Annotated in this window: 19 protein-coding genes; 11 read left to right on the top strand and 8 right to left on the bottom strand. The window is 62.2% G+C overall.

The features are described from left to right. Positions 1-100 precede the first annotated feature (100 nt). Positions 101-541: a carboxymuconolactone decarboxylase family protein gene (locus tag BW992_RS22325; protein ID WP_072398935.1), complete on the top strand. Its 441-nt coding sequence runs from the start codon at positions 101-103 to the stop codon at positions 539-541. Positions 542-580: 39 nt separating this feature from the next. Here the strand turns inward: BW992_RS22325 and BW992_RS22320 are convergent, their stop codons facing one another. Beyond that, positions 581-901, bottom strand: coding sequence for a hypothetical protein (locus tag BW992_RS22320; RefSeq protein ID WP_072430547.1), 321 nt, complete (start codon positions 899-901; stop codon positions 581-583). Positions 902-1,106: 205 nt separating this feature from the next. On the opposite strand from BW992_RS22320, the gene BW992_RS22315 reads away from it, so the two are divergent. The 3 genes from BW992_RS22315 to BW992_RS22305 all read left to right on the top strand — a co-directional run bounded on the left by BW992_RS22315 (position 1,107) and on the right by BW992_RS22305 (position 3,404). Further along, positions 1,107-1,739, top strand: a complete 633-nt coding sequence (locus BW992_RS22315) for a secretin and TonB N-terminal domain-containing protein (RefSeq protein ID WP_072430548.1) — start codon at positions 1,107-1,109, stop codon at positions 1,737-1,739. Further along, complete coding sequence (locus BW992_RS22310) at positions 1,736-2,281, top strand: sigma-70 family RNA polymerase sigma factor (RefSeq protein ID WP_072398938.1); 546 nt, start codon at positions 1,736-1,738, stop codon at positions 2,279-2,281. The genes BW992_RS22315 and BW992_RS22310 overlap by 4 nt, the downstream gene beginning before the upstream one ends. A gap of 181 nt (positions 2,282-2,462) precedes the next feature. Beyond that, on the top strand, positions 2,463-3,404 hold the full coding sequence (locus BW992_RS22305; protein WP_072398949.1) for a FecR family protein: 942 nt from the start codon (positions 2,463-2,465) through the stop codon (positions 3,402-3,404). Positions 3,405-3,495: 91 nt separating this feature from the next. Here the strand turns inward: BW992_RS22305 and BW992_RS22300 are convergent, their stop codons facing one another. After that, positions 3,496-3,951 carry a phage infection protein gene (locus BW992_RS22300; RefSeq protein ID WP_076407120.1) on the bottom strand — a complete coding sequence of 152 codons (456 nt, stop codon included), beginning with the start codon at positions 3,949-3,951 and terminating at the stop codon, positions 3,496-3,498. Between the two features lie 499 nt (positions 3,952-4,450). Here BW992_RS22300 and BW992_RS22295 point away from each other — a divergent pair, with 499 nt between their 5' ends. From BW992_RS22295 to BW992_RS22285, 3 genes are read left to right on the top strand one after another with little or no spacing between them, the layout of a single operon-like run. After that, positions 4,451-4,999, top strand: coding sequence for a TRAP transporter small permease (locus BW992_RS22295; RefSeq protein ID WP_076407119.1), 549 nt, complete (start codon positions 4,451-4,453; stop codon positions 4,997-4,999). Then, positions 4,996-6,276 (top strand): TRAP transporter large permease subunit, encoded by a 1,281-nt coding sequence (locus BW992_RS22290; RefSeq protein WP_072430552.1) that lies wholly within the window; start codon positions 4,996-4,998, stop codon positions 6,274-6,276. Before BW992_RS22295 ends, BW992_RS22290 begins: the two co-directional genes overlap by 4 nt. Positions 6,277-6,332: 56 nt before the next feature. Further along, positions 6,333-7,352: a TRAP transporter substrate-binding protein gene (locus BW992_RS22285; RefSeq protein ID WP_072398942.1), complete on the top strand. Its 1,020-nt coding sequence runs from the start codon at positions 6,333-6,335 to the stop codon at positions 7,350-7,352. Positions 7,353-7,489: 137 nt separating this feature from the next. Here the strand turns inward: BW992_RS22285 and BW992_RS22280 are convergent, their stop codons facing one another. Beyond that, positions 7,490-8,281 (bottom strand): transporter substrate-binding domain-containing protein, encoded by a 792-nt coding sequence (locus BW992_RS22280; protein ID WP_076407118.1) that lies wholly within the window; start codon positions 8,279-8,281, stop codon positions 7,490-7,492. 122 nt (positions 8,282-8,403) lie between these two features. Next, complete coding sequence (locus BW992_RS22275) at positions 8,404-9,282, bottom strand: LysR substrate-binding domain-containing protein (RefSeq protein ID WP_072398944.1); 879 nt, start codon at positions 9,280-9,282, stop codon at positions 8,404-8,406. Positions 9,283-9,382: 100 nt separating this feature from the next. Between BW992_RS22275 and BW992_RS22270 the strand changes: the two genes are divergently transcribed. Then, positions 9,383-9,808, top strand: a complete 426-nt coding sequence (locus BW992_RS22270; RefSeq protein WP_072430555.1) for a VOC family protein — start codon at positions 9,383-9,385, stop codon at positions 9,806-9,808. Between the two features lie 85 nt (positions 9,809-9,893). Here BW992_RS22270 and BW992_RS22265 read toward each other — a convergent pair whose 3' ends face one another. Both BW992_RS22265 and BW992_RS22260 read right to left on the bottom strand, forming a co-directional pair. Next, positions 9,894-10,526 carry a response regulator gene (locus BW992_RS22265; protein ID WP_072398946.1) on the bottom strand — a complete coding sequence of 211 codons (633 nt, stop codon included), beginning with the start codon at positions 10,524-10,526 and terminating at the stop codon, positions 9,894-9,896. Positions 10,527-10,557: 31 nt separating this feature from the next. Beyond that, entirely contained in the window at positions 10,558-11,919 is a 1,362-nt protein-coding gene (locus BW992_RS22260) for a cache domain-containing protein (protein WP_076407117.1), read from the bottom strand. A gap of 239 nt (positions 11,920-12,158) precedes the next feature. Here BW992_RS22260 and BW992_RS22255 point away from each other — a divergent pair, with 239 nt between their 5' ends. Continuing rightward, positions 12,159-14,219 carry a carbon starvation CstA family protein gene (locus BW992_RS22255; RefSeq protein WP_072430556.1) on the top strand — a complete coding sequence of 687 codons (2,061 nt, stop codon included), beginning with the start codon at positions 12,159-12,161 and terminating at the stop codon, positions 14,217-14,219. A 16-nt stretch (positions 14,220-14,235) separates the two neighbouring features. Beyond that, positions 14,236-14,433 carry a YbdD/YjiX family protein gene (locus BW992_RS22250; RefSeq protein ID WP_072390895.1) on the top strand — a complete coding sequence of 66 codons (198 nt, stop codon included), beginning with the start codon at positions 14,236-14,238 and terminating at the stop codon, positions 14,431-14,433. Positions 14,434-14,703: 270 nt separating this feature from the next. Here the strand turns inward: BW992_RS22250 and BW992_RS22245 are convergent, their stop codons facing one another. After that, positions 14,704-16,500, bottom strand: a complete 1,797-nt coding sequence (locus BW992_RS22245; protein ID WP_072390897.1) for a methyl-accepting chemotaxis protein — start codon at positions 16,498-16,500, stop codon at positions 14,704-14,706. 214 nt (positions 16,501-16,714) lie between these two features. Between BW992_RS22245 and BW992_RS22240 the strand changes: the two genes are divergently transcribed. Then, entirely contained in the window at positions 16,715-18,826 is a 2,112-nt protein-coding gene (locus BW992_RS22240; protein ID WP_072459244.1) for a TonB-dependent siderophore receptor, read from the top strand. Positions 18,827-18,888: 62 nt separating this feature from the next. On the opposite strand, the gene BW992_RS22235 is transcribed toward BW992_RS22240, so the two are convergent. Beyond that, positions 18,889-19,887, bottom strand: a complete 999-nt coding sequence (locus BW992_RS22235; RefSeq protein ID WP_072459243.1) for an acyltransferase family protein — start codon at positions 19,885-19,887, stop codon at positions 18,889-18,891. Positions 19,888-20,141 lie beyond the last annotated feature (254 nt).

Genomic DNA, 20,141 nt, shown 5'->3' with positions numbered 1-20,141 from the left:
TGGCTTCTGGACGGTGGTCCCGGTTTTTTCGTTGAATTGGACCTGTCCCTGGCGGCCCGCAGGCCCTACCGTGACGCTATCGAACGCCACGGAGCCCGCCATGAGCCAGCGTCTGGATTACTACAGCGCCTCCCCCGGGGCGATGAAAGCGATGATCGGCCTGGAAGCGCTGGCCAGTCGCCTGAGCATCGAGCCGGCGCTGCTGCACCTGATCAAGATTCGTGCCTCGCAGCTCAACGGCTGCGCCTTTTGCACCGACATGCACTCGGTGGACGCGCGACGCCAGGGTGAGACCGAACGACGCCTCTACGCCGTGGCGGTCTGGCGCGACAGCGGCTTTTTCAACCTGCGCGAACGTGCTGCCCTGGCCTGGACCGAAGCGGTCACGCTATTGGCCGAAAGCCAGGTGCCGGATGACGTCTATGCCCTGGCCCGTAGTCAGTTCGCCGAAGAAGAGCTGGTGGACCTGACCCTGGCGATCAGCACCATCAACGCCTGGAATCGTCTGGCGGTGAGTTTCCGTCAGAGTCCCAGCGCTTGATCGACACGGCACCCGGACGGCTGTTGAGGCGCAGCGAAGTCATTGGCCGCTGGCTGGCCTCTGGGGCTTGACCGACGTGCCGAACGTATTGCCCATGCGCACCCCGGTAGCCGCCGGCGTTGCCAGGCCGACGCTGTTGGGCGGCCGCCGCTCGACGGGCACGTCCAGGGCTTCCCGGGCCTGTCGAGCGGCGGCCGCGGCCTGTGGATCGTTGCCCATCTGACGGCTCAGGCAGTTGTAGTCGGGGGTCTTGTAGCCACCCACCGTCACCTCGATACAGGCCGGCGCCTCGTCGCCCCAGGCGCTGCAAAGCACCGTGAACAATCCCACTCCCGCCGTCATGCCCATCCACTGTTTCATCGCTGACCTCCTGGCCCGTCACCGCGGACGGTGCGTTGTCAGGGCATCAGTCTAGTGCGGTCCGAGGGATTTGTATCAGGTGTCATACGACATTCATAAACAGCCCTCAGGATGACGTTTTTCAACGGATACGTCAGTCGTGCAGCAAGGCAGCGCCAGGGGTGGATGCAGGCGTGGATTGACCAGGCCCCCCTTGGGTTGGCTGATGGTGTGGTTGTGTCTGCTGGCCGCTCCGGTGCGGGCTGTTGGCCTGGTGGAGCTGGACATCGCGCCCCAGGCATTGACCACGGCGCTGGAGCAGTTCAGCCGGGCGACCGGCATGGCGGTGCTGGTGGACCACGGGTTGTCGAGCCGACGCCAGACCCTGGGTGTCCAGGGGCGATTCACGCCTTCCGAAGCCTTGAACGTATTGCTGCGCGGTACAGGGCTTGCGGCGCATTACGCCCGGGCGGACGCCTTCACGTTGCAGCCGGTGCGGGTCCGTGAAGTCGCGCTGCCTCCCGGCGCTGCGCCGGGGTTGAGTGAAGGCAATTATGCGGCGGCCATCCAGGCGGTCATCCAACGCAATTTGTGTGCGTCGCCACTGACCCATCCGGGCAGCTTTCGCGCGTTGCTGCAGGTGTGGATCGGCCGCGACGGGGTGGTCCAGCACACTCGCCTGGTCGCTTCCACCGGGAATCTGATGCGTGACAAGGCCCTGGTCAACAGTATGCAGAACCTCAGGATCGACCGCCCGGCGCCCACGTCGTTGCGCCAGCCGGTGACCCTGCTCTTGTTACCCGACTCATCAGGAAAACGCATGGAATGCACAGCAGGGGAAGGGGTGTTCGGGCAATGAAAGACACTGGTCGCAACCCGATGGTCAGGCTTTTCCTCACCTCCTACGAGGATTTCAAGGTTCGCCTGCGCCGACGCCTGGGTTCCGAGGAACTGGCCAACGATGTGTTGCACGAGACCTACCTGCGAGTCGATCGCATGGACGACACACCGGACATCGCCCAGCCCAACGCCTATCTGTATCGCATGGCCCTGAACATCGCCGCCGACCGACGGCAAGCCGATGCTCGCCTGCTGACCGGCGGCGAGATCGACGAACTGCTGCAGGTTTCGGATGAGGCGCTGGACCCGGCCCGGGTCGTGAGCGGGCAGAAGGAACTGCAGACCTTGCTCAAGGCACTGTATGAATTGCCGGCGCGCCGGCGCAGGATTTTCATCGCGGCGCGCCTGGAAGAAGCACCGCACCTGGAAATTTCCCAGCGATTCGGTATTTCCACCCGGATGGTGGAGAAGGAAATCAAGGCCGCGCTGGGGCATTGCGCCCAACGCCTGGAAAGAAAAGTCATCCAACGGTTCGGTCCCGGGGCGGGAAAACAGTCTTGAAGGTTAGGCTGTGTACGAAAAGTGCCTGCGCGACGACCCTGCTGCCGTTGAGAACAGGCTCGCAAAGCTCATTGGCAACCCGTCAACTGCGCTTGCTCGCCTGTTTTCGCCTGGCCTGCTCGCCGCGTGGCGACTTTACGTACAACCCTTGGATCGGATCAATTCGTGAGTACGTGTGCGCTTGAACATCTTCAGCATCGCTTCCCCTGATGCCACGCCAGAGGCTCGACTGGCCGACGAAGCCCGAGACTGGCTGATCCTGCTGACCTCGGGACGGGCCACCGTGGCCGATGCCCGGGCCTTGCGCCAATGGTGTGGGCAAAGCCCCGCGCACGCCCAGGCATTCGAGCAGGCCAAGGCGCTTTGGCAGGGGCTGCTGCCGGCCGCCGAGGCCATGCAGGCACCGCGGCATTTCGGCCGTCGGGCATTCCTGGGCGGGGCCATCGCGGCATCGGCGGGTTTCCTGTTGATCAGGACGATGGTGCCCGGCGGAATTTCCGGGCTGGGAGCCGACTACGTCACCGAGGTTGGCGAGCAGCGGCGGGTGGAACTGGGCGATGGAATCAGCCTGGAGCTCAATACCCAGACCCGCCTGAGTCGCCGTGCGCTGGCAGAGGGAGGGCAGGCACTGGAGTTGCTGGCTGGAGAGATCGAAGTGCAGGGGCGCAGTGTCTCGACGGTCAGCGTCCAGGCCGGCACCGGCTGGATCAGCGCTGCACGGGCACGGTTCAACATCCGCTACGTGGACCAGAGCGTCTGCACTACCTGCCTGGAAGGCGTCGTGCAGGTGCAGGTGCAGGGGCAGAGCTTGCGTCTGGAGCCGGGCATGCAATTGACCTACGGCAATGGCCGTACCGGCCAGCCACAGAACGCCGATGTATCGGCTGCCGTTGCCTGGCGCGAGCAAGTGCTGGTCTTCAACGACGCCACGTTGGCCAGCGTCATCGATGAAATCAACCGCTACCGTCCGGGCATGTTGTTGCTGCTCAATCGTGAGTTGGGCCAGCGCAAGGTCCAGGCGCGTTTCCGTCTCGATCAACTGGCTGGCGTGGCGCTGCTGATCCGCGACGCCTACGGGGCCCGATGCATCGAATTACCGGGTGGGGTAGTGGTACTCAGTTGAAGCCACTGGTGCTTTGCGAGCCGTCTCGAAGCTGGCGTGGCGGCACTCTCTGTCACGCCACGCAGCTTCTCGAAGGGCATTGACGGGACCTTCAGGCGACGGTCGCGGCGCTGCGTTCGCGCAGCTCCTGCAAGCGATCGGCGCCGCCTTCGGCGACACGATTCTCCAGCAAGCGGTCGGACCCGCCCTCGGCGACACGACGTTCCAGCAAGCGATCGGACCCGCCTTCGGCGACACGACGTTCCAGCAAGCGGTCGGAGCCGCCTTCGGCGACACGACGTTCCAGCAAGCGATCGGACCCGCCCTCGGCGACACGACGTTCCAGCAAGCGGTCGGAGCCGCCTTCGGCGACACGGCGTTCCAGCAAACGGTCGGACCCGCCCTCGGCGACACGACGTTCCAGCAAGCGGTCGGAGCCGCCTTCAGCCAGGTGTTGCGCAGCCTGGCTGTGGGGCGTTGCGCTCGCCGAGGCGACATTCGCCACGCCGACCCCGCCAACCAGGGTCAGGGCCAGTGCCAGGGAGGATATCTTCGAGAAACTGAGCATGGTGGTTCTCCTTGCGTTCAAGTGGATTGGGTCCGTGGCAGCGAAGGGTGTTGCTGTCCGGTGATCACAGTTAAACGCCTGGATGTATCGACGCTGTGTGGCGGGAGAGGGCGAAATCGACGGTTTCGTATCTGTCGCGGGTTCATATACAGACCGATACAAATCCGTTGTAGACCTGCCTGCCAGTGCTCAATTCCGAGGACTTTCCCTAGCCGATAATCGCACGCTTTGTACGGTGGGCAGGCCTGGGTTATTGACCGAACTAACCGGTTGGTACATTTTAGGCGCAACAGTCTTGTCCGATACGGCGGGGCTCATAATAAAAATAGAGGAACACCCTATGCGCAGCCGTCCGCGGGCACCCCACGCTCTCTCTTCGCTCTGTCGTTTCATTCCTGAAGCCATTTGCGTCTCCGGTTCGACCCGGTAGCGGCCCACGCCGCTGCGGTCCTATCGCGCCGCCGAGGCCGGCGCTCGACAAACCCGAGAGGTCTTCAAGATGACCAAAGTCGTCGATCTGTATTTCAAATTGCTCAAGTTGCTGATTGTCCTGTGCATGGTCGCGATGATCGTGCTGGTATTCGGTAACGTCGTGCTGCGTTACGCCTTCAACTCCGGCATCAGCGTATCCGAGGAGCTGTCGCGCTGGTTCTTCGTCTGGATGATTTTTCTCGGCGCCCTGGTGGCACTCAAGGACCGCGCGCACCTGGGCATGGACAGCCTGGTCAAGCGTCTGCCAGCGGCCGGCAAGCGCGCCTGCCTGGTCATCGGGCATCTGCTGATGCTGTACATCTGCTGGTTGATCTTGCTGGGCAGCTGGCAGCAGGCGGTGATCAACCTGCAGGTGGTCGCACCGGCATCCGGTCTGTCCATGGCGCTGTTCTATGCCGCCGGCCTGGTATTCGGTGCCAGTGCCGCGCCGATCCTGCTCCATGAACTCTACCTGGCCCTGCTCGGCAAGCTCGGCGACGACGAGCTGGTGATGATCAAGGACAACGACGCTACGCAAGCGCTGGCGCATAACCCCATCAAGAGTGACCGCCCATGACACTGGCCATTTTCCTCGGGTCCCTGATGGGCAGCATGGCGCTGGGCATACCCATCGCGTTTGCCTTGCTGGTGGTCAGTGTGGCGTTGATGGTCTACCTGGACCTGTTCGACGCGCAGATCATTGCCCAGAACCTGCTCAATGGCGCCGACAGCTTTCCGCTGATGGCGGTGCCGTTCTTCATGCTGGCCGGCGAAATCATGAATGTCGGCGGCTTGTCCAAGCGCATCGTCAACATTGCCATGGCCCTGGTAGGGCATAAGCGCGGTGGCCTCGGTTACGTGGCGATCATCGCGTCCTGCCTGCTGGCATCGCTCTCCGGCTCCGCCGTTGCCGACGCGGCCGCACTGGCGGCGTTGCTGGTGCCGATGATGGTGCTGGCCGGGCACTCCCGGGGTCGGTCGGCCGGCCTGATCGCGGCCGGCAGCATCATTGCGCCGGTCATTCCCCCCAGCATCGGTTTCATTGTGTTTGGCGTGGCGTCCGGTGTGTCGATTTCCAAGCTGTTTCTGGCCGGCATCGTGCCAGGGCTGTTGCTGGGCGCTTCGCTGGCCGTGGCCTGGTGGTACATCTCGCGCAACGAGCATGTGGAAACGCCCCCCAAGCGCTCCCGCGCCGAAGTACTGCGCACCCTGCTCGACGGCAGTTGGGCGCTGGGCCTGCCCCTGATCATCATCCTGGGCCTGAAGTTCGGCATCTTCACCCCCACCGAAGCCGCAGTGGTGGCGGCGGTCTACTCGCTGTTCGTGTCCCTGGTGATCTATCGGGAAATGAAAGTCAGCCAACTGTACGAAGTGATCCTGTCCTCGGCCAGGACCACTTCGGTGGTGATGCTGCTGGTGGCGGCGGCCATGGTTTCATCCTGGCTGGTGACCATTGCCGACCTGCCGGGTCAGTTGGCGGAGCTGCTGGCACCCTTCATGGACAACCAGACCCTCCTGCTGCTGGTGATGATGGCGTTGATCATCCTGGTGGGAACGGTCATGGACATGACGCCGACCATCCTCATCCTCACGCCGGTGCTGATGCCCGCGGTCATCCAGGCGGGGATCGATCCGGTGTATTTCGGCGTGCTGTTTCTGATCAATACGGCCATCGGCCTGATCACCCCGCCCGTGGGCACGGTACTGAATGTGGTGTGCGGCGTGGCGAAGCTGGATTTCGAGGAGATCGTCCGCGGGGTCTGGCCGTTCATGCTCGCGCAATTCGTGGTGCTGTTCCTGCTGGTGCTGTTCCCGCAACTGGTCCTCGGGCCGTTGAAGTTCTTCACCGGATGAGCCCGGTGCAAGCCTGGTCAGCTCGACCTCAACAACAATAATGAATGGAGAGTGACATGCGAAAACTGATGAAGACCCTGTTGGCCGGGGCATGTGCGACGGGGTTGCTGCTGGGCAGCGTGGCCGGCCATGCGGACGAGATACGCGAGCGCACCCTGCGATTCGCGTTCCAGAACGTCAAGGAACATCCACAGGGCCAGGGGGCGCAGAAGTTCGCCGACCTGCTCAGCGAAAAGAGCGGCGGCAAGATCAAGGTCCGCCTGTTCCCCGGCGGCACGCTGGGCGGTGACGTGCAGACGGTGTCTGCCCTGCAGGGCGGTACGCTGGATATCACCGTGCTCAACTCGGGCATCCTGGCGGCCCAGGCACCGGACTTCGCCATGCTCGACTTTCCGTTTCTGTTCAACGACGCCGCCGAGGCCCATGCGGTGATCGACGGACCGGTCGGCCAGAAGCTCGCAGCGCAACTGGACAGCAAAGGGTTGGTCGGCCTGGGCTACTGGGACCTGGGGTTTCGCCACCTGACCAACAGCAAGCATCCGGTGAACCGGCTCGAAGACATGCAGGGCCTGAAGATTCGGGTCATTCAGTCGCCCATCTACCTGGAAACCTTCTCCGCGCTGGGGGCCAACCCCGTGCCGATGGCGTTCCCCGAGGTCTACACCGGTCTTGAACAACACACCATCGACGGCCAGGAGAACCCGTTCACGGTGATCGAGGGCAACAAGTTCTACGAGGTGCAGAAATACCTGTCCGTCACGGGCCATATCTTCAACCCGCAATCGTTGATTATCAGCCAGAAGACCTGGAATCGCCTCAACGATGCTGAAAAAACCATGATTCGCGAGGCCGCCGCCCAAGCGCAGCACTTCCAGCGGGAAGTCACCGCGGCGAGCATGGACAAGGCCAAGGCGACGCTGGCTGGCGCGATGACCGTCAACGAACTCACCCCGGCCGAGAAAGATCGCTTCCGCGAGCGGGTGCGGCCGGTGATCGACAAGTTCGCCCAGTCCCTGGACGCCAACCTGGTGAAGATGATGTACGACGAAATCGCCAAGGTGCGGGCAGGACAGTGAGCTGAATCGGGTCCCGTTCAAGTCTGTGGGAGCGCGCCTGCTCGCGATGGCGGTGTGTCAGCGACTTGCAGTGTGGCTGACCTGGCGCCATCGCGGGCAGGCTCGTTCCCACAGCCTGACGCATCGTTATCAGAGCGTTATCGAGCCCCTGGCACCGCCAGCCACTGCCCGATGACTTTCTGGTAGCTGCCATTGGCCTTGCTCAGGTGCAGCCACTGGTCCACATACATTTTCCAGGTGGTGTCGTCCCGAGGCAGCAGATAGGCCTTCTCGCCATATTGCAGGTAGCGGGTCGGGTTGACGGCGCAAAGGCCAGGCTTGAGTTTCTGTTGGTAGAGGGCTTCCGACGCATCGGTGATCATCACGTCGGCCCGCTTGTCCAGCAGCTCCTGGAAGATGGTCACGTTGTCATGGAAACTGAGCTGGCCCTTGGGCAGGAAGGCCCGTACGAAGGCTTCGTTGGTGCCGCCGGCGGGCTCCACCAGGCGCACCGAGGGCTGGTTGAGCTGCTCGATGGTCTGGTAGCGCGACTGGTCTTCGCAGCGCACCAGCGGGATTTTTCCGTCCACGTCCAGGGTGTCACTGAAAAACCCTTTCTTCTGGCGTTCCAGGGTCACGGAAATCCCGCCCATGCCGATGTCGCACTTGCCTGCCAGCATGTCCGGCATCAGGGTCTTCCAGGTAGTCTGCACCCACTGCACCTTCACCCCCAGGCTCGTGGCCAGGGAGCGTGCCATGTCGATGTCGATGCCTTCGTATTCACCGCTTTCAGCCTTGTAGGTGTAGGGCTTGTAGTCACCGGTGGTGCAGACCTTGAGCTCGCCGCGTTGCAGGACCTGATCCAGATGGGAAGGGGCCGGCTCGGCCATGACGCTGCCGCACAGCGCCATCAGGCCGCAGAACGTCATTGTGCTTATTGTGTTTTTCATAGGGACGCACGTCTCGCAAGGGAAGGGGACAAGACGGGCCAGTGTAGTGAAAGTGCTTGCAGGCTGTCACCGAAGGCGTGGGCTGGGCATGCTTGCGCCCGCGGTGGCGGCAGGGCTCGTGTTCAAGGGCCGTCCGGTCGGATATGTTCGCTCATCAATTGCACGAGCGATCCCACAGGCTCGCTCAGGCTTTGGGGGCGACGATGCACGAGGCCGATATCACGGTGAAAAGTGTGCTCCCCCAGCTCCACCACCCGGACGTCGCCGGGCCAGTCCTGATGGGCGGCGGTCTGGGGAATCAGCGCGACCCCCACGCCTTTTCCCACCAGTTTGATGATCGCATCCAGTTCATCCAGCTCGCATATTTCTCGCAGGTTGACAGGCATCCGGCTGAGGAATCGGTCCACCTGCCTGCCGCCGAAAGAAGAGCGGTCATAACGGATGAAGGGCTGGCTGGCGAGCAGTTCGGTCCAGTCATCCCCGGGCACATCGGCGGGTACGATCAATCGGTAGGGCTCACGGACCAGAGTGGCCCAGCGCAGGTCGCTCTGCAGTGAGAAAGGCGGGCGAATGATGAGGGCCATGTCGATCTCACCGGCGTCCACAAGGTTGATCAACTCGATCGACAGGCCGGGTATCACGCGGGTTCGGCATTGCGGATACTGTCGGTGGAACTTCGCCAGCGCGTCCGGCAGGAACGAGCGCTGTACCGAGGCGATGGCGCCGATGTTGATCAAGACACTGGCGGGCGCACCGATGCTGGCGGAGCCCAGGTTGTCGTACAGGCGCAGCAGGTCCTGGGCCTGGAGCAGGATTTGATGACCCATCCGATTGAGCTGGGCGCTACGACCCTTGCGATCGAAGATCGGGAAGCCCAGCTCGGCTTCCAGACGCTGCATCTGGGCGCTGACGGCGGCCTGGGTCAGGCCGATTCGGTGGCCGGCGGCGGCGAACGTGCCCTCGCGGCAGACGGCGACCAGTGTTTTGAGTTCTTTGATCATTCACAAAGAATAGTTGTGTTCCTGAGCGATTTATATTGATTTTTTTATCTTCTGCGCGGCGCTAGGCTGGTTTCCCTGACCTCAAACCCCTGGAGTCCCGATGAGTATCGCGCCTTTTCACCTGGCTATCCCTGTATATGACCTCGCGGCCGCCCGCGCTTTCTACGGCCAAGTGTTTGGCCTGGAAGAAGGGCGGTCCAGCGCCCAATGGGTCGATTTCAATTTTTTCGGACATCAGCTGGTGATCCATGAACATCCGAAGACGCCGTCCCAGGAAAGCGTCCATAGCAACCCGGTGGACGGTCATGACGTTCCTGTCCCGCATTTTGGCGTGGTGCTGGGCTGGCAGGAATGGGAAGCGTTGGCCGAACGCTTGAAGTCCTTCGGCACCGAATTCGTGATCGAGCCCTATATTCGCTTCCAGGGCCAGGTTGGCGAACAGGCGACCATGTTTTTATTCGATCCGTGTGGTAACGCGCTGGAATTCAAGGCCTTCAAGGACATGGGCCAGCTGTTCGCGAAGTGAAGCGAGGCACCTGCCGGAGCCATGGCGCCGTTGCAACCTTGCGTGGACGGTTCCGCCCGCTGCATCCGCGTCAGCCGTCCACTGTTCAGCTGGATATGATCCCGTGATCGATGGCGTACTTCGCCAGTGCCGCGGGTTTGTCGATGTTGAGCTTGCGGCGGATGCTCAGGCGGTGGGTCTCGACGGTGCGCACGCTGATGTCCAGTTCCCGGGCCATTTCCTTGTTGTTCAGGCCCTGGACCATCTTGCGCAGCACCTGGCTCTCGCGAGGGGTCAGTTCGTTGTCGGTGTTCGGATCGGCGGCGAGCCGCTGGGCGATCTCGGCGCTGTAGAAGGTGCCGCCGCTGATGATGGCTTCGATGGCGGCGATGATTTCCCGCGATGGGGCGTTCTTGAGCACGTAGCCACTGGCGCCGGAGCGCACGGACTCGCTCACGTATTCATGATTGTCGTACATGCTGAGCATGAGGATCTTGAGGCTGGGGTACTGCTTGCCCAGCAGCCGGGTCAGTTCCAGTCCGTTCATGTCCTTGAGGCCGATGTCCATCAGCAGCAGGTCCGGCTGGCAACGACCGATCATTTCCAGCGCTTGCTCGCCGTTCTCCGCTTCACCGACCACCTCCAGTTGCGGCATGACGGACAGCAAGGCCCTGATGCCGTCGCGGACCAGGGAATGATCGTCCACCAGCGCGACACGGATTACAGGGGGCAGGCTCATGGGCAGGCGCTCTTGTTGTAATGGGGGCTCATCAGCTTTGCGTGACCGACGTGTTCATGGGGAGCAGGACGTCCAGTTCGCTTCGTCCGGGTGTCGAGGTCAGTTCCAGGCGGCCGCCGAAATGCTCGACCCGTTCGCGGATATTACGCAGGCCGATGCCAGCATGGCCACGTTCGACCTGGGGCACGTTGAAGCCCATGCCGTCATCCACCACCGTCAGGCGCAAGGACTGGCCCGAACCGAACAGGGTGATGGCGACCCGCTTGGCTCCGGCGTGGCGTTCGATATTGGTCAAGGCCTCCTGGGCGATGCGGAACAGCGAGACGGGGGCGCCATTTTCCAGCCGGCAGTCGAATTCGTTGCTTCGATAGGACACTTCGAGCCCGCTGCGCTGTTCGAACTCGGCGGCGAGCTGGCCGATGGCGGCCGGCAGGCCCAGGGTATCGAGCAGGGAGGAGCGCAGGTCATGGGAAATGCTGCGGATTTCGCCGATGGCCTGGCCCAGCCGGTCGGTGGCGTTCTTCAGGATACCCAGGCCATTTTCCTGGCCATTCTCAAGGACATGGCTGGCGAGTTCGAACTGGAACTTTATCGACACCAGCACCTGGCTGATGCCGTCGTGAAGCTCGCGAGACACCCGTGAGCGCTCTTCCTCCTGCAAGCTGACGATGCGCTGGTTCAGCCGTTGCAGTTTCTTGTCGGCCAGGCGGTGCTCACTGACGTTCAGGGTCATGCCGCCGGCGAATACCAGCAGCACCGCCACCAATGCCACCGCGGCGATGGCCTGCATGGTGGTGTGGATGCCCTGGGCCACTTCATCGCGGGCCTTCTGGGTGGCGAGTTCGACATCCTCCAGGTAGATCCCGGTGCCGAGCATCCAGCCCCAGCGATCGAGCATGACCACATAGGCCAGTTTGTCGGTCACCTGGCCGGAGGAGGGCTTGTTCCAGGCATAGCGCTGGAAGCCTTCGCCTGACTCGGCGCTTTTGATCAGCGCCTGGATGACGGGCAGGCCGTGGGGATCCTTCATGTCCCAGAGGTACTGGCCCACCAGTTCCGACTGGCGTGCATGCATCAGGCTGCGGCCCTGGCGATCGTAGACGAAGAAATAACCGTTGATGCCGAAGCTGAGCTTGCGCAACTCCTCCAGCACTTGCTGCTGGGCCTTTTCGTCCCCCTGTCCATCGTTGTACAGCGGGGCGATCAGGCTCTGCGCCATCTCGACATAGTTCTTCAACTCGGCGCGCTTGCTGGCCAGGATGCTGTCTTCGATCAGTTGCGCCTGCTGATCACCCAACTGGCGGTTGAGGGAAATCACCAGCACGCAGATGACAGCGATCGCCAGGACCAGGGGCAGGATCCCGAGGGCGACGATTTTGTGTTTGAGCAGCATCTGTACTCCTGTCCGGGCCTGGCGAGGGGAGGCGTGATGACTGGCATCATATGCCAAACATCCTACCCGATAGCAGACCTGTGCAAGCAAGCCCGGCCCTGCAAGACCGACGGCGTCTACGTAGTACTACGGATTTATTTATTGACGGCTTGCAACGATATTGGGCCGGCTCCGAATAGCCGGGGCACATTATAAAAACAATCGCCGCAGTCCTCTTGGACATCGGCAGGAGACACGCAATGACAACCCGTCTGGTTAAACACCTCGCCTGGTTTGCCGTGGCTGTTCTGGGAGCCTGTGCGTTGAGTGTCGTGGCCTTGCGCCGCGGCGAACCCATCAACGCCCTCTGGATCGTCGTCGCAGCCGTGGCCATCTACCTGGTCGCCTACCGCTACTACAGCCTTTTCATCGCCAACAACGTGATGCAACTCGACGCGCGCCGGGCCACTCCCGCCGTGCTCAACAACGATGGCCTGGACTATGTCCCGACCAACAAGCACATCCTCTTCGGCCACCACTTCGCGGCGATTGCCGGCGCGGGGCCGCTGGTCGGGCCGGTGCTGGCGGCGCAGATGGGCTACCTGCCCGGCACGCTCTGGCTGATCGCCGGCGTGGTGCTGGCCGGTGCGGTGCAGGACTTCATGGTCCTGTTCCTGTCCACCCGCCGCAACGGTCGCTCCCTGGGCGACATGGTGCGCGAGGAAATGGGCCGTATCCCCGGCACCATCGCGCTGTTCGGCTGCTTTCTGATCATGATCATCATCCTCGCGGTGCTGGCGCTGATCGTCGTCAAGGCCCTGGCCGAGAGCCCGTGGGGGATCTTCACGGTGATGGCGACCATCCCGATCGCGATGTTCATGGGCATCTACATGCGCTACATCCGCCCGGGCCGCATCGGTGAGATCTCCCTCATCGGCGTGCTGTTGCTGCTGGGTTCGATCTGGCTGGGCGGGCAGGTGGCCGCCGATCCGGTCTGGGCCAAGGCCTTCACCTTTACCGGCGTGCAGATCACCTGGATGCTGATCGGCTACGGCTTTGTCGCGGCGGTGCTGCCGGTGTGGCTGATCCTGGCGCCGCGGGACTACCTGTCCACGTTCCTCAAGATCGGTACCATCGTCGCCCTGGCGATCGGCATCCTGATCACCATGCCGGAGCTGAAGATGCCGGCGCTGACCCAGTTCACCGACGGCACCGGCCCGGTGTGGAAGGGCGGGCTGTTCCCGTTCCTGTTCATCACCATCGCCTGTGGCGCGGTGTCGGGCTTCCATGCGCTGATTTCATCGGGCACCACGCCCAAGCTGCTGGATAACGAAGTCAATGCCCGTTACATCGGCTACGGCGGCATGCTCATGGAGTCCTTCGTGGCGATCATGGCCATGGTCGCCGCTTCGGTGATCGAGCCGGGCGTGTACTTTGCCATGAACAGCCCGGCGGCCATCGTCGGCACCGACGTGGTGGCCGTGGCGCAGACCGTCAGCAACTGGGGCTTTGCCATCACGCCGGACGCGTTGCAGGCGGTGGCCAAGGACATCGGCGAAACCACCATCCTGGCCCGCGCCGGTGGTGCGCCGACCCTGGCGGTGGGTATCGCGCAGATCCTGCACTCGGTGCTGCCGGGTGAGAACACCATGGCGTTCTGGTACCACTTCGCGATCCTGTTCGAAGCGCTGTTCATCCTCACCGCGGTGGACGCCGGCACCCGTGCCGGGCGGTTCATGCTGCAGGACCTGCTGGGCTCGTTCGTGCCGGCCCTCAAGCGCACCGAATCCTGGCCCGCCAACCTGATCGCCACCGCCGGTTGCGTGGCACTGTGGGGCTACCTGCTGTACCAGGGCGTGATCGACCCGCTGGGTGGCATCAACACCCTGTGGCCGCTGTTCGGCATCTCCAACCAGATGCTGGCGGGGATCGCCCTGATGCTCGGTACCGTGGTGCTGATCAAGATGAAGCGCCAGCGCTACGTCTGGGTCACGCTGCTGCCGGCGACGTGGCTGCTGATCTGCACCACCACCGCGGGCCTGATCAAGCTGTTCGACGCCAACCCGGCGATCGGCTTCCTGGCCCTGGCGCGCAAGTACAACGATGCCCTGGCCGCCGGCCAGGTCCTGGCCCCGGCCAAGAGCGTGGAGCAGATGCAGCACGTGGTGTTCAACGCCTACACCAACGCCACGCTGACGGTGCTGTTCCTGTTCGTGGTCTTCAGCATCCTGTTCTACGCGCTCAAGGTCGGCATCGCCGCCTGGGGCACGAAAGAGCGCACGGACAAAGAAGCGCCATTCCAGGCCCTGCCGGACGCGTAACCAGAGGATTGCAACGATGTTCAATGACTTGAGTCGCCTCGGTAAATACCTCGGTCAGGCCGCCCGCCTGATGGTCGGCATGCCCGACTACGACAACTACGTCGAGCACATGCAAACCAAGCACCCGGACAAGCCGCTGATGGACTACGAGGCGTTCTTCCGCGAACGCCAGGAAGCCCGCTACGGCGGCAAGGCCGGGCCCAAGTGCTGTTGAACCGCTGATTGCCGGCGGATGATGCAACCCTTGTGGGAGCGAGCTTGCTCGCTCCCACAGTTGTTTCTGGGGGCTCAAGAGGTGCATACACCTCAGACCCCTTTGTAGGATGACCTCAGGATTTGCTTACGCCACGGATCCCTTGTGGGAGCGCGCCTGCTCGCGATGGCAGTGGGTCAGTTGACGATGATGTCGCTGATCCACCGCTTGTGAGCAGACTTCCCCCCAACATCAGTCGTTTCCGGGGAAGGGGGGCGTGTAAGCGCACCCTCACTCCGCCAGCAACACCGCCGCATCGAAGCCCACGCGCAAGTTGCCCCAGTGACGACCGCCAAAGAAGAACGGGACGTCGATCTCGGTCATGATTTCCCCGGTATCGCGCAGGTAGGTCTGCAGCAGGAAGCGCTGGACGTTGCCTGCCGCACGTAGGCCAATGGGGTCGTTGAAGATTCGCTTGTTGCGGCACACCGGCAGATCCACCGCCCGGTCACCGGTCGGTGGCTTCGAAACCCAGCTGTTGTTCACCGGGCAATACCCCTTGCTGTCGACAATGAACGAAACCTTGCCCCCCGGCGTGCTGCGGGTGAGGGTGTCGCAGGCTTCCTGGCAGACCTGGGCGAAGCGTTCGGTGTAGCGGGTCATGTACTGCTTGGGATCGGTGCCCGGGATCAGCTGATAACTCTGGTCGAACAGATCGAGCCCCTCGTCCAGCAGTGCCTGCAGGCGGACCTGAAGGGTGTCCCGGCATTCGCTGGCCCGGGTGATGGCGGCGTCCAGCTTGCCATGGCCGAGCACGAAGCGGCCCAGCAACGCCTGCACCCGCTCGGCCACGCCGGACAGGTCGCGGGTGGCGGTCGCCGAATGCTGCATGCGCTGATCGATGGACTGGCTGTCGGCGTGGATCTGGGTGACTCGCTCGTTGATGCCGGTGTTGGCATCGGCGAACTGCTGGATATGCTCGGCGATGTCCGCCAGCTTGCCATTGGTGGACTCGAAGTCGCCGATCATGCTTTCGAAATGGCCGGAGGCGCGCTCCACGACTTTCTGGGTTTCCCGGGCGCTGTGGCTGATCTGGGTGGTCTGTTGATGGGTGGAGCTGACTTCTTCCAGCATGGCGTCGATGTTGCGGGAGATATCGTCGGTGGCCCGGCTGACGTTCTGCGCCAGGGTCCGCACCTCATCGGCCACCACGGCGAAGCCTCGGCCGCTTTCGCCGGCCCGGGCGGCTTCGATGGCGGCGTTGAGCGCCAGCAGGTTGGTCTGGGCGGAGATCTGCTGGATCAACCCGACGATGGACTTGATGCTCGAGGAGCGCTGGTTCAAGGCGTTCACCAGCGTGGCGAACTCGTTGAGGCTGCTGGAGATTTCGCTGATGTTGCCGGTCACTTCGAGCAACTCGGCGTAGGAGTCGCGGGCCATGCTCAGGTTCTGGGCGGTGGTGCTGGAGATGCCCTGGGTCTGGCGCGAGACTTCCTCGATGCGGCCAACGGCGCTGTTGCTCTGGTCCATCACTTCCTTGGCGAAGCGTGCCTGGTGGGTAGCGCTGTCACTGGAATCGCTGATGTTCTTGAGCGAACGCGCCGATTCCACGGCGATGTGTACGGTCAGGGCCTGGACGTTGCTGATGATTTCCCGCTGCTTGGCCAGGAAACGGTTGCACGTGCCCGCCAGTACGCGGATTTCGTCGTGGGTCACCAGGGGCAAGTCCTTGGACAGGTCGCCTTCGCCGTTGGCGATTTCCTCCAGGGCCTTGGTCATGGCTGTGACCGGGCGCACGATGAGATGGCGGAAGTACCAGACCATGAAGCTGATCATGCCCGCCGTCAGTAACGTACCGAACAGCAGCGCGTGGGTCAGGCTGTCGAGTCGCCCCTCGATCTGCCCCAGCAAGGCGGCGTCCAATTGGGCATTGCGCAACTGCAGCACGATGTCCGCACGGGCGCTGAGGGCGACCCAGTACAGCAACCCGCTGACCACGACCAGTAGAAAAAGGCTCGACAGCTTTTTAGTGAGGGTATCGAAAAAACGCATTTCGATAGACTCGTACAAGTCCTTTAACGTCTGCATACCGTCGCTCCTGGGCGGAAAAATCTTTTAATGGAATACATTCGACCGAAAGCGCAAAAGCTTTAGGCGGGGAAGGGCTATTTGATATCACTCTGCAAAAGTCGGCCCGATTCATAGGGTTGGAAGGCGATGGGCTTGATGGAAAAGATTTACTGGGAATTATTCTCAAAGTATATTCGCTCTCATTAACGTCCCCTCCCATGAGTGCCCTTTCTTGAAGCGTTCCATCCCTTTCGCCAACCGCAGCGCATTCTTCAAGCGTGTGCTGCCCACGCTGTCCTGCTGCCTCATCGCCAGCCCCTTGTGGGCGCAGGATTCCCTTGAGCTGCCCACCACGGATATCCAGGGCACCCGCATCACTCAGGAGGAGGGTTACACGGCATCGCAAGCCAGCACGGCGAGCAAGAGCGATGTACCGATCAAGGAAGAGGCGCAGTCCATCAATGTCGTCACCCAGCAGACCCTGGATGACTATCAGGTGCGCTCGCTGAACGATGCGATGAAATTCGTCAGCGGTGTCAGCCAGGGCAACACCCTGGGCGGCTCGCGGGACTCACTGGTCAAGCGCGGCTTTGGTACCAACGACGATGGCTCGATCCTGCGCGATGGCGTGCGCTCGAACCTGGGGCACAATTTCAGCGCCACCACCGAGCGGGTCGAGGTGCTCAAGGGGCCGGCCTCGTTGCTGTATGGCGCGCTGGAGCCGGGCGGCCTGATCAACGTCATCAGCAAGCAGCCCGAGTACACCCGGAGCACCACATTGAGCGGCTCGGGCTACAGCGAAGGCGGCGGCACAATGGCCCTGGATACCACCGGGCCGTTGGGAGACACAGGGTTGGCGTATCGCTTGATTGCCGAGCGCAAACATGAAGATTACTGGCGCAACTACGGGGTCAACGAGAGCACTCTGGTCGCGCCTTCGCTGGCCTGGACGGGTGAGCGGGCTTCGTTGAATTTGAGTTATGAGTACAACGAATATTCCAATCCGTTTGACCGGGGCACAGTGTTCCGCAATGGACATCCGGTGGACATCGATTATGACAAGCGCCTGGACGAGCCCTGGGCCAAAAGCGTGGGCATTCGCGAGACAGCGACGGCGCGTTTCGAGTATGAGCTGAGCGAGGCGTGGAAAACCCGCGTGACGTATGGCTGGAACAATGATCGGTACAGCCTTTCGATTGCGCAGCCGAGCCAACTGACTGGCAATATCCTGCGCAGGGCTGCCAATGGCGCGCACTACGATGATGAGACCCGTTACGCGAGTTGGGATTTCATTGGTAAGCAGGAGCTGTTCGGCCAACGCCATGACCTGCTGGTGGGGGTCGATAATCAGGTATCCGATCAGTATCGCGGCAAGACCTATCGTGGGGTCGCGCAAGGCGGATTCGACATCACAGCCCCTGTCTACGGTGGGCTGGCAGAGCCGGGCAGAATCAATGCGGCACAAAGTAATCTGAGCAACCAACTGACATCCAGCTCCATCTATCTCAAGGACAACTGGCATCTGGATGATCGTTGGATCCTGGTGTTTGGTGGTCGCTACCAGCATTACGATCAATACACTACACAAGGACTGGTTCCTGCTTCGCCGGTTCGCGACGATAACGGCGACGCTTTCGTGCCATTCCTGGGCGTGGTCTACAAGGCATCCGAGACCCTTTCGCTGTATGGCAACTATAGCCGTTCATTCAAGCCCAACGACGTGGTCGACAAGGACAGTCGTACCTTCAAGCCAGAGGAGGGGCGCAGCTATGAAATTGGCGCCAAGTACGATCCGTTGCCGGGCTTGAACATCAATCTCGCCCTGTTCGACATTGTTAAGAAGAACGTAGTGACTACTGTCGACGAAGTCTCCGAAGCCGCCGGAAAAGTCGGCTCCCAAGGCCTGGAACTCGACATCACCGGTCGCCTTTCCGAGCGCTGGGAGCTGATCGGCACCTACGCCTACACCCACACGGAAATCCTCGACGATCCGAAAAACGAAGGTCATCGTCTCGCCGACGCGCCGAAACACACCGCCAGCCTGTACCTGACCCATCATCTCAATGTCCCCGCCGAATTCGGCGCCTGGCACGCCGGGGGCGGTGCGCGCTACGTCGGTGAACGAGCCGCCAATAACGACAACGGTTTCTGGCTCAGCAGTTACACCGTGGCCGACGCCTTCCTGCGCTGGGAGTCGCCGGTCCTGGGCTACAAGACCTCGTTGCAGCTGAACGTGGACAACCTGTTCGACAAGCAGTACTACCCGTCCTCCACCGGCAGCGAGCTGCAGGTCAACGTCGGCGAGCCTCGTACCGCACGCCTGAGCGCCAGCGTGACATTCTGATCGCGCTGCGCTGAAACCGAAAAGCCCGGGTTTTGTCCCGGGCTTTTTCATGGTGTCGCAGGCTAAGCCGGGGTGCCGCCGACGGGGGGCTTCGCCGCGTCCTGCCTGACGCCTGACCTGAGGGCGTGGCGAAGCTTCAGCGCCGGTCGCTCCACCAGGTAATAGGACACGCCGCTCAATGCGAACGACAGCACCAGTACCGCCGTGATGATCAGCGCGTTGTACTCCACCGGCCAGAACGCCCGCAGTACATACATCACCACGAAGTGGTTGAGGAACACCCCGTAACTGATATTGCCCAGCAGTTCGTCCAGCCGATGAGGCTTGTGCCTGGCGAGCAGGAATACTGCCGGCAGGCCGAGGGCGATGCCGAGGGTGACTTCCGCGTTGAAAGGACGGCGGGGAATGAACCCCATGGCAATGCCCAGGCACATCAACCCAGCCACAGCCGCGGTCATCGACGCGATCCACAGGCCCTTGGCTTGGGCCCGGTACAGGTAGCTGCCACAGAGGAAAATGAACAGCACGCCCGGGAGCAACCGGTAGCCGTATATATCCGTGTCGAGGTAGCCCAGCGAGGCAACCAGGAAGATCGCCACGGACGCCGCGAATGCGATGCCCCGCGCCCTGTAGCGGATCAGGAACGGGATCAGCAGGTAGAAACACATTTCCATGCCCAGGGACCAGGCCGGCGGCAGGATCTGCGGCACGGTGATGCCGAACATATAGAAACCCAGCGGTACGATCGGCAGGCTGGTGGCGACGTTTTCCAGGGTCAGGGCCGCGGCCTGGGGTGTGCCGGGCAACAGGAAATGAATCACCACGCAGGACAGGGCGAAGTAAAGCAGGAACTGAGGGTACAACCTCAACAGCCGGTCGATGTAGAACAGGCCAATCTGCCCATCGCTGCCGTAGTTGCGTTCGATCAGGGAGGTCATCACGAAGCCGCTGATGATCAGGAAGGAAATCACGGCCACCACGCCGGGATTGAAGCCCATGAACGTCACGCCCATATGAGACATCGCCACCAGCATTGCCAGCAGCAACCGAAAGACCCCCACGTGCATCATCCTTAATCAGAGTTGATCCGTTTGCGCGATACGTTATTGGGCTTTGCGGGCAGTTGACAGCCGTTTGCGCGACGGCGGCGGGCCAGTGGGGACAATTGTCACTTTTGACACACATGGGCTTGGTTCGATTGCCGGCTTGCAGGGAGGCCGAAATCGCCAGTGGGTAGTAATTTCCCCGTTTCAGGGCATCAAGCGCCCTTCATCCGTTTCGCTGCACCGATTCGACCCGTTTGCGATGTCCTGGT

Source organism: Pseudomonas sp. 7SR1 (assembly GCF_900156465.1).
Taxonomy (GTDB): domain Bacteria; phylum Pseudomonadota; class Gammaproteobacteria; order Pseudomonadales; family Pseudomonadaceae; genus Aquipseudomonas.
The sequence above is the reverse complement of the archived record's forward strand: the minus strand, read 5'-3'. Positions and strand labels throughout refer to the sequence as shown.

Coding starts and splice junctions, on each gene's coding strand:
- BW992_RS22325 (WP_072398935.1), top strand. CDS start 101: ATGAGCCAGCGTCTGGATTACTACAGCGCCTCCCCCGGGGCGATGAAA.
- BW992_RS22320 (WP_072430547.1), bottom strand. CDS start 901: ATGAAACAGTGGATGGGCATGACGGCGGGAGTGGGATTGTTCACGGTG.
- BW992_RS22315 (WP_072430548.1), top strand. CDS start 1,107: ATGGTGTGGTTGTGTCTGCTGGCCGCTCCGGTGCGGGCTGTTGGCCTG.
- BW992_RS22310 (WP_072398938.1), top strand. CDS start 1,736: ATGAAAGACACTGGTCGCAACCCGATGGTCAGGCTTTTCCTCACCTCC.
- BW992_RS22300 (WP_076407120.1), bottom strand. CDS start 3,951: ATGCTCAGTTTCTCGAAGATATCCTCCCTGGCACTGGCCCTGACCCTG.
- BW992_RS22295 (WP_076407119.1), top strand. CDS start 4,451: ATGACCAAAGTCGTCGATCTGTATTTCAAATTGCTCAAGTTGCTGATT.
- BW992_RS22290 (WP_072430552.1), top strand. CDS start 4,996: ATGACACTGGCCATTTTCCTCGGGTCCCTGATGGGCAGCATGGCGCTG.
- BW992_RS22285 (WP_072398942.1), top strand. CDS start 6,333: ATGCGAAAACTGATGAAGACCCTGTTGGCCGGGGCATGTGCGACGGGG.
- BW992_RS22280 (WP_076407118.1), bottom strand. CDS start 8,281: ATGAAAAACACAATAAGCACAATGACGTTCTGCGGCCTGATGGCGCTG.
- BW992_RS22275 (WP_072398944.1), bottom strand. CDS start 9,282: ATGATCAAAGAACTCAAAACACTGGTCGCCGTCTGCCGCGAGGGCACG.
- BW992_RS22270 (WP_072430555.1), top strand. CDS start 9,383: ATGAGTATCGCGCCTTTTCACCTGGCTATCCCTGTATATGACCTCGCG.
- BW992_RS22265 (WP_072398946.1), bottom strand. CDS start 10,526: ATGAGCCTGCCCCCTGTAATCCGTGTCGCGCTGGTGGACGATCATTCC.
- BW992_RS22260 (WP_076407117.1), bottom strand. CDS start 11,919: ATGCTGCTCAAACACAAAATCGTCGCCCTCGGGATCCTGCCCCTGGTC.
- BW992_RS22255 (WP_072430556.1), top strand. CDS start 12,159: ATGACAACCCGTCTGGTTAAACACCTCGCCTGGTTTGCCGTGGCTGTT.
- BW992_RS22250 (WP_072390895.1), top strand. CDS start 14,236: ATGTTCAATGACTTGAGTCGCCTCGGTAAATACCTCGGTCAGGCCGCC.
- BW992_RS22245 (WP_072390897.1), bottom strand. CDS start 16,500: ATGCAGACGTTAAAGGACTTGTACGAGTCTATCGAAATGCGTTTTTTC.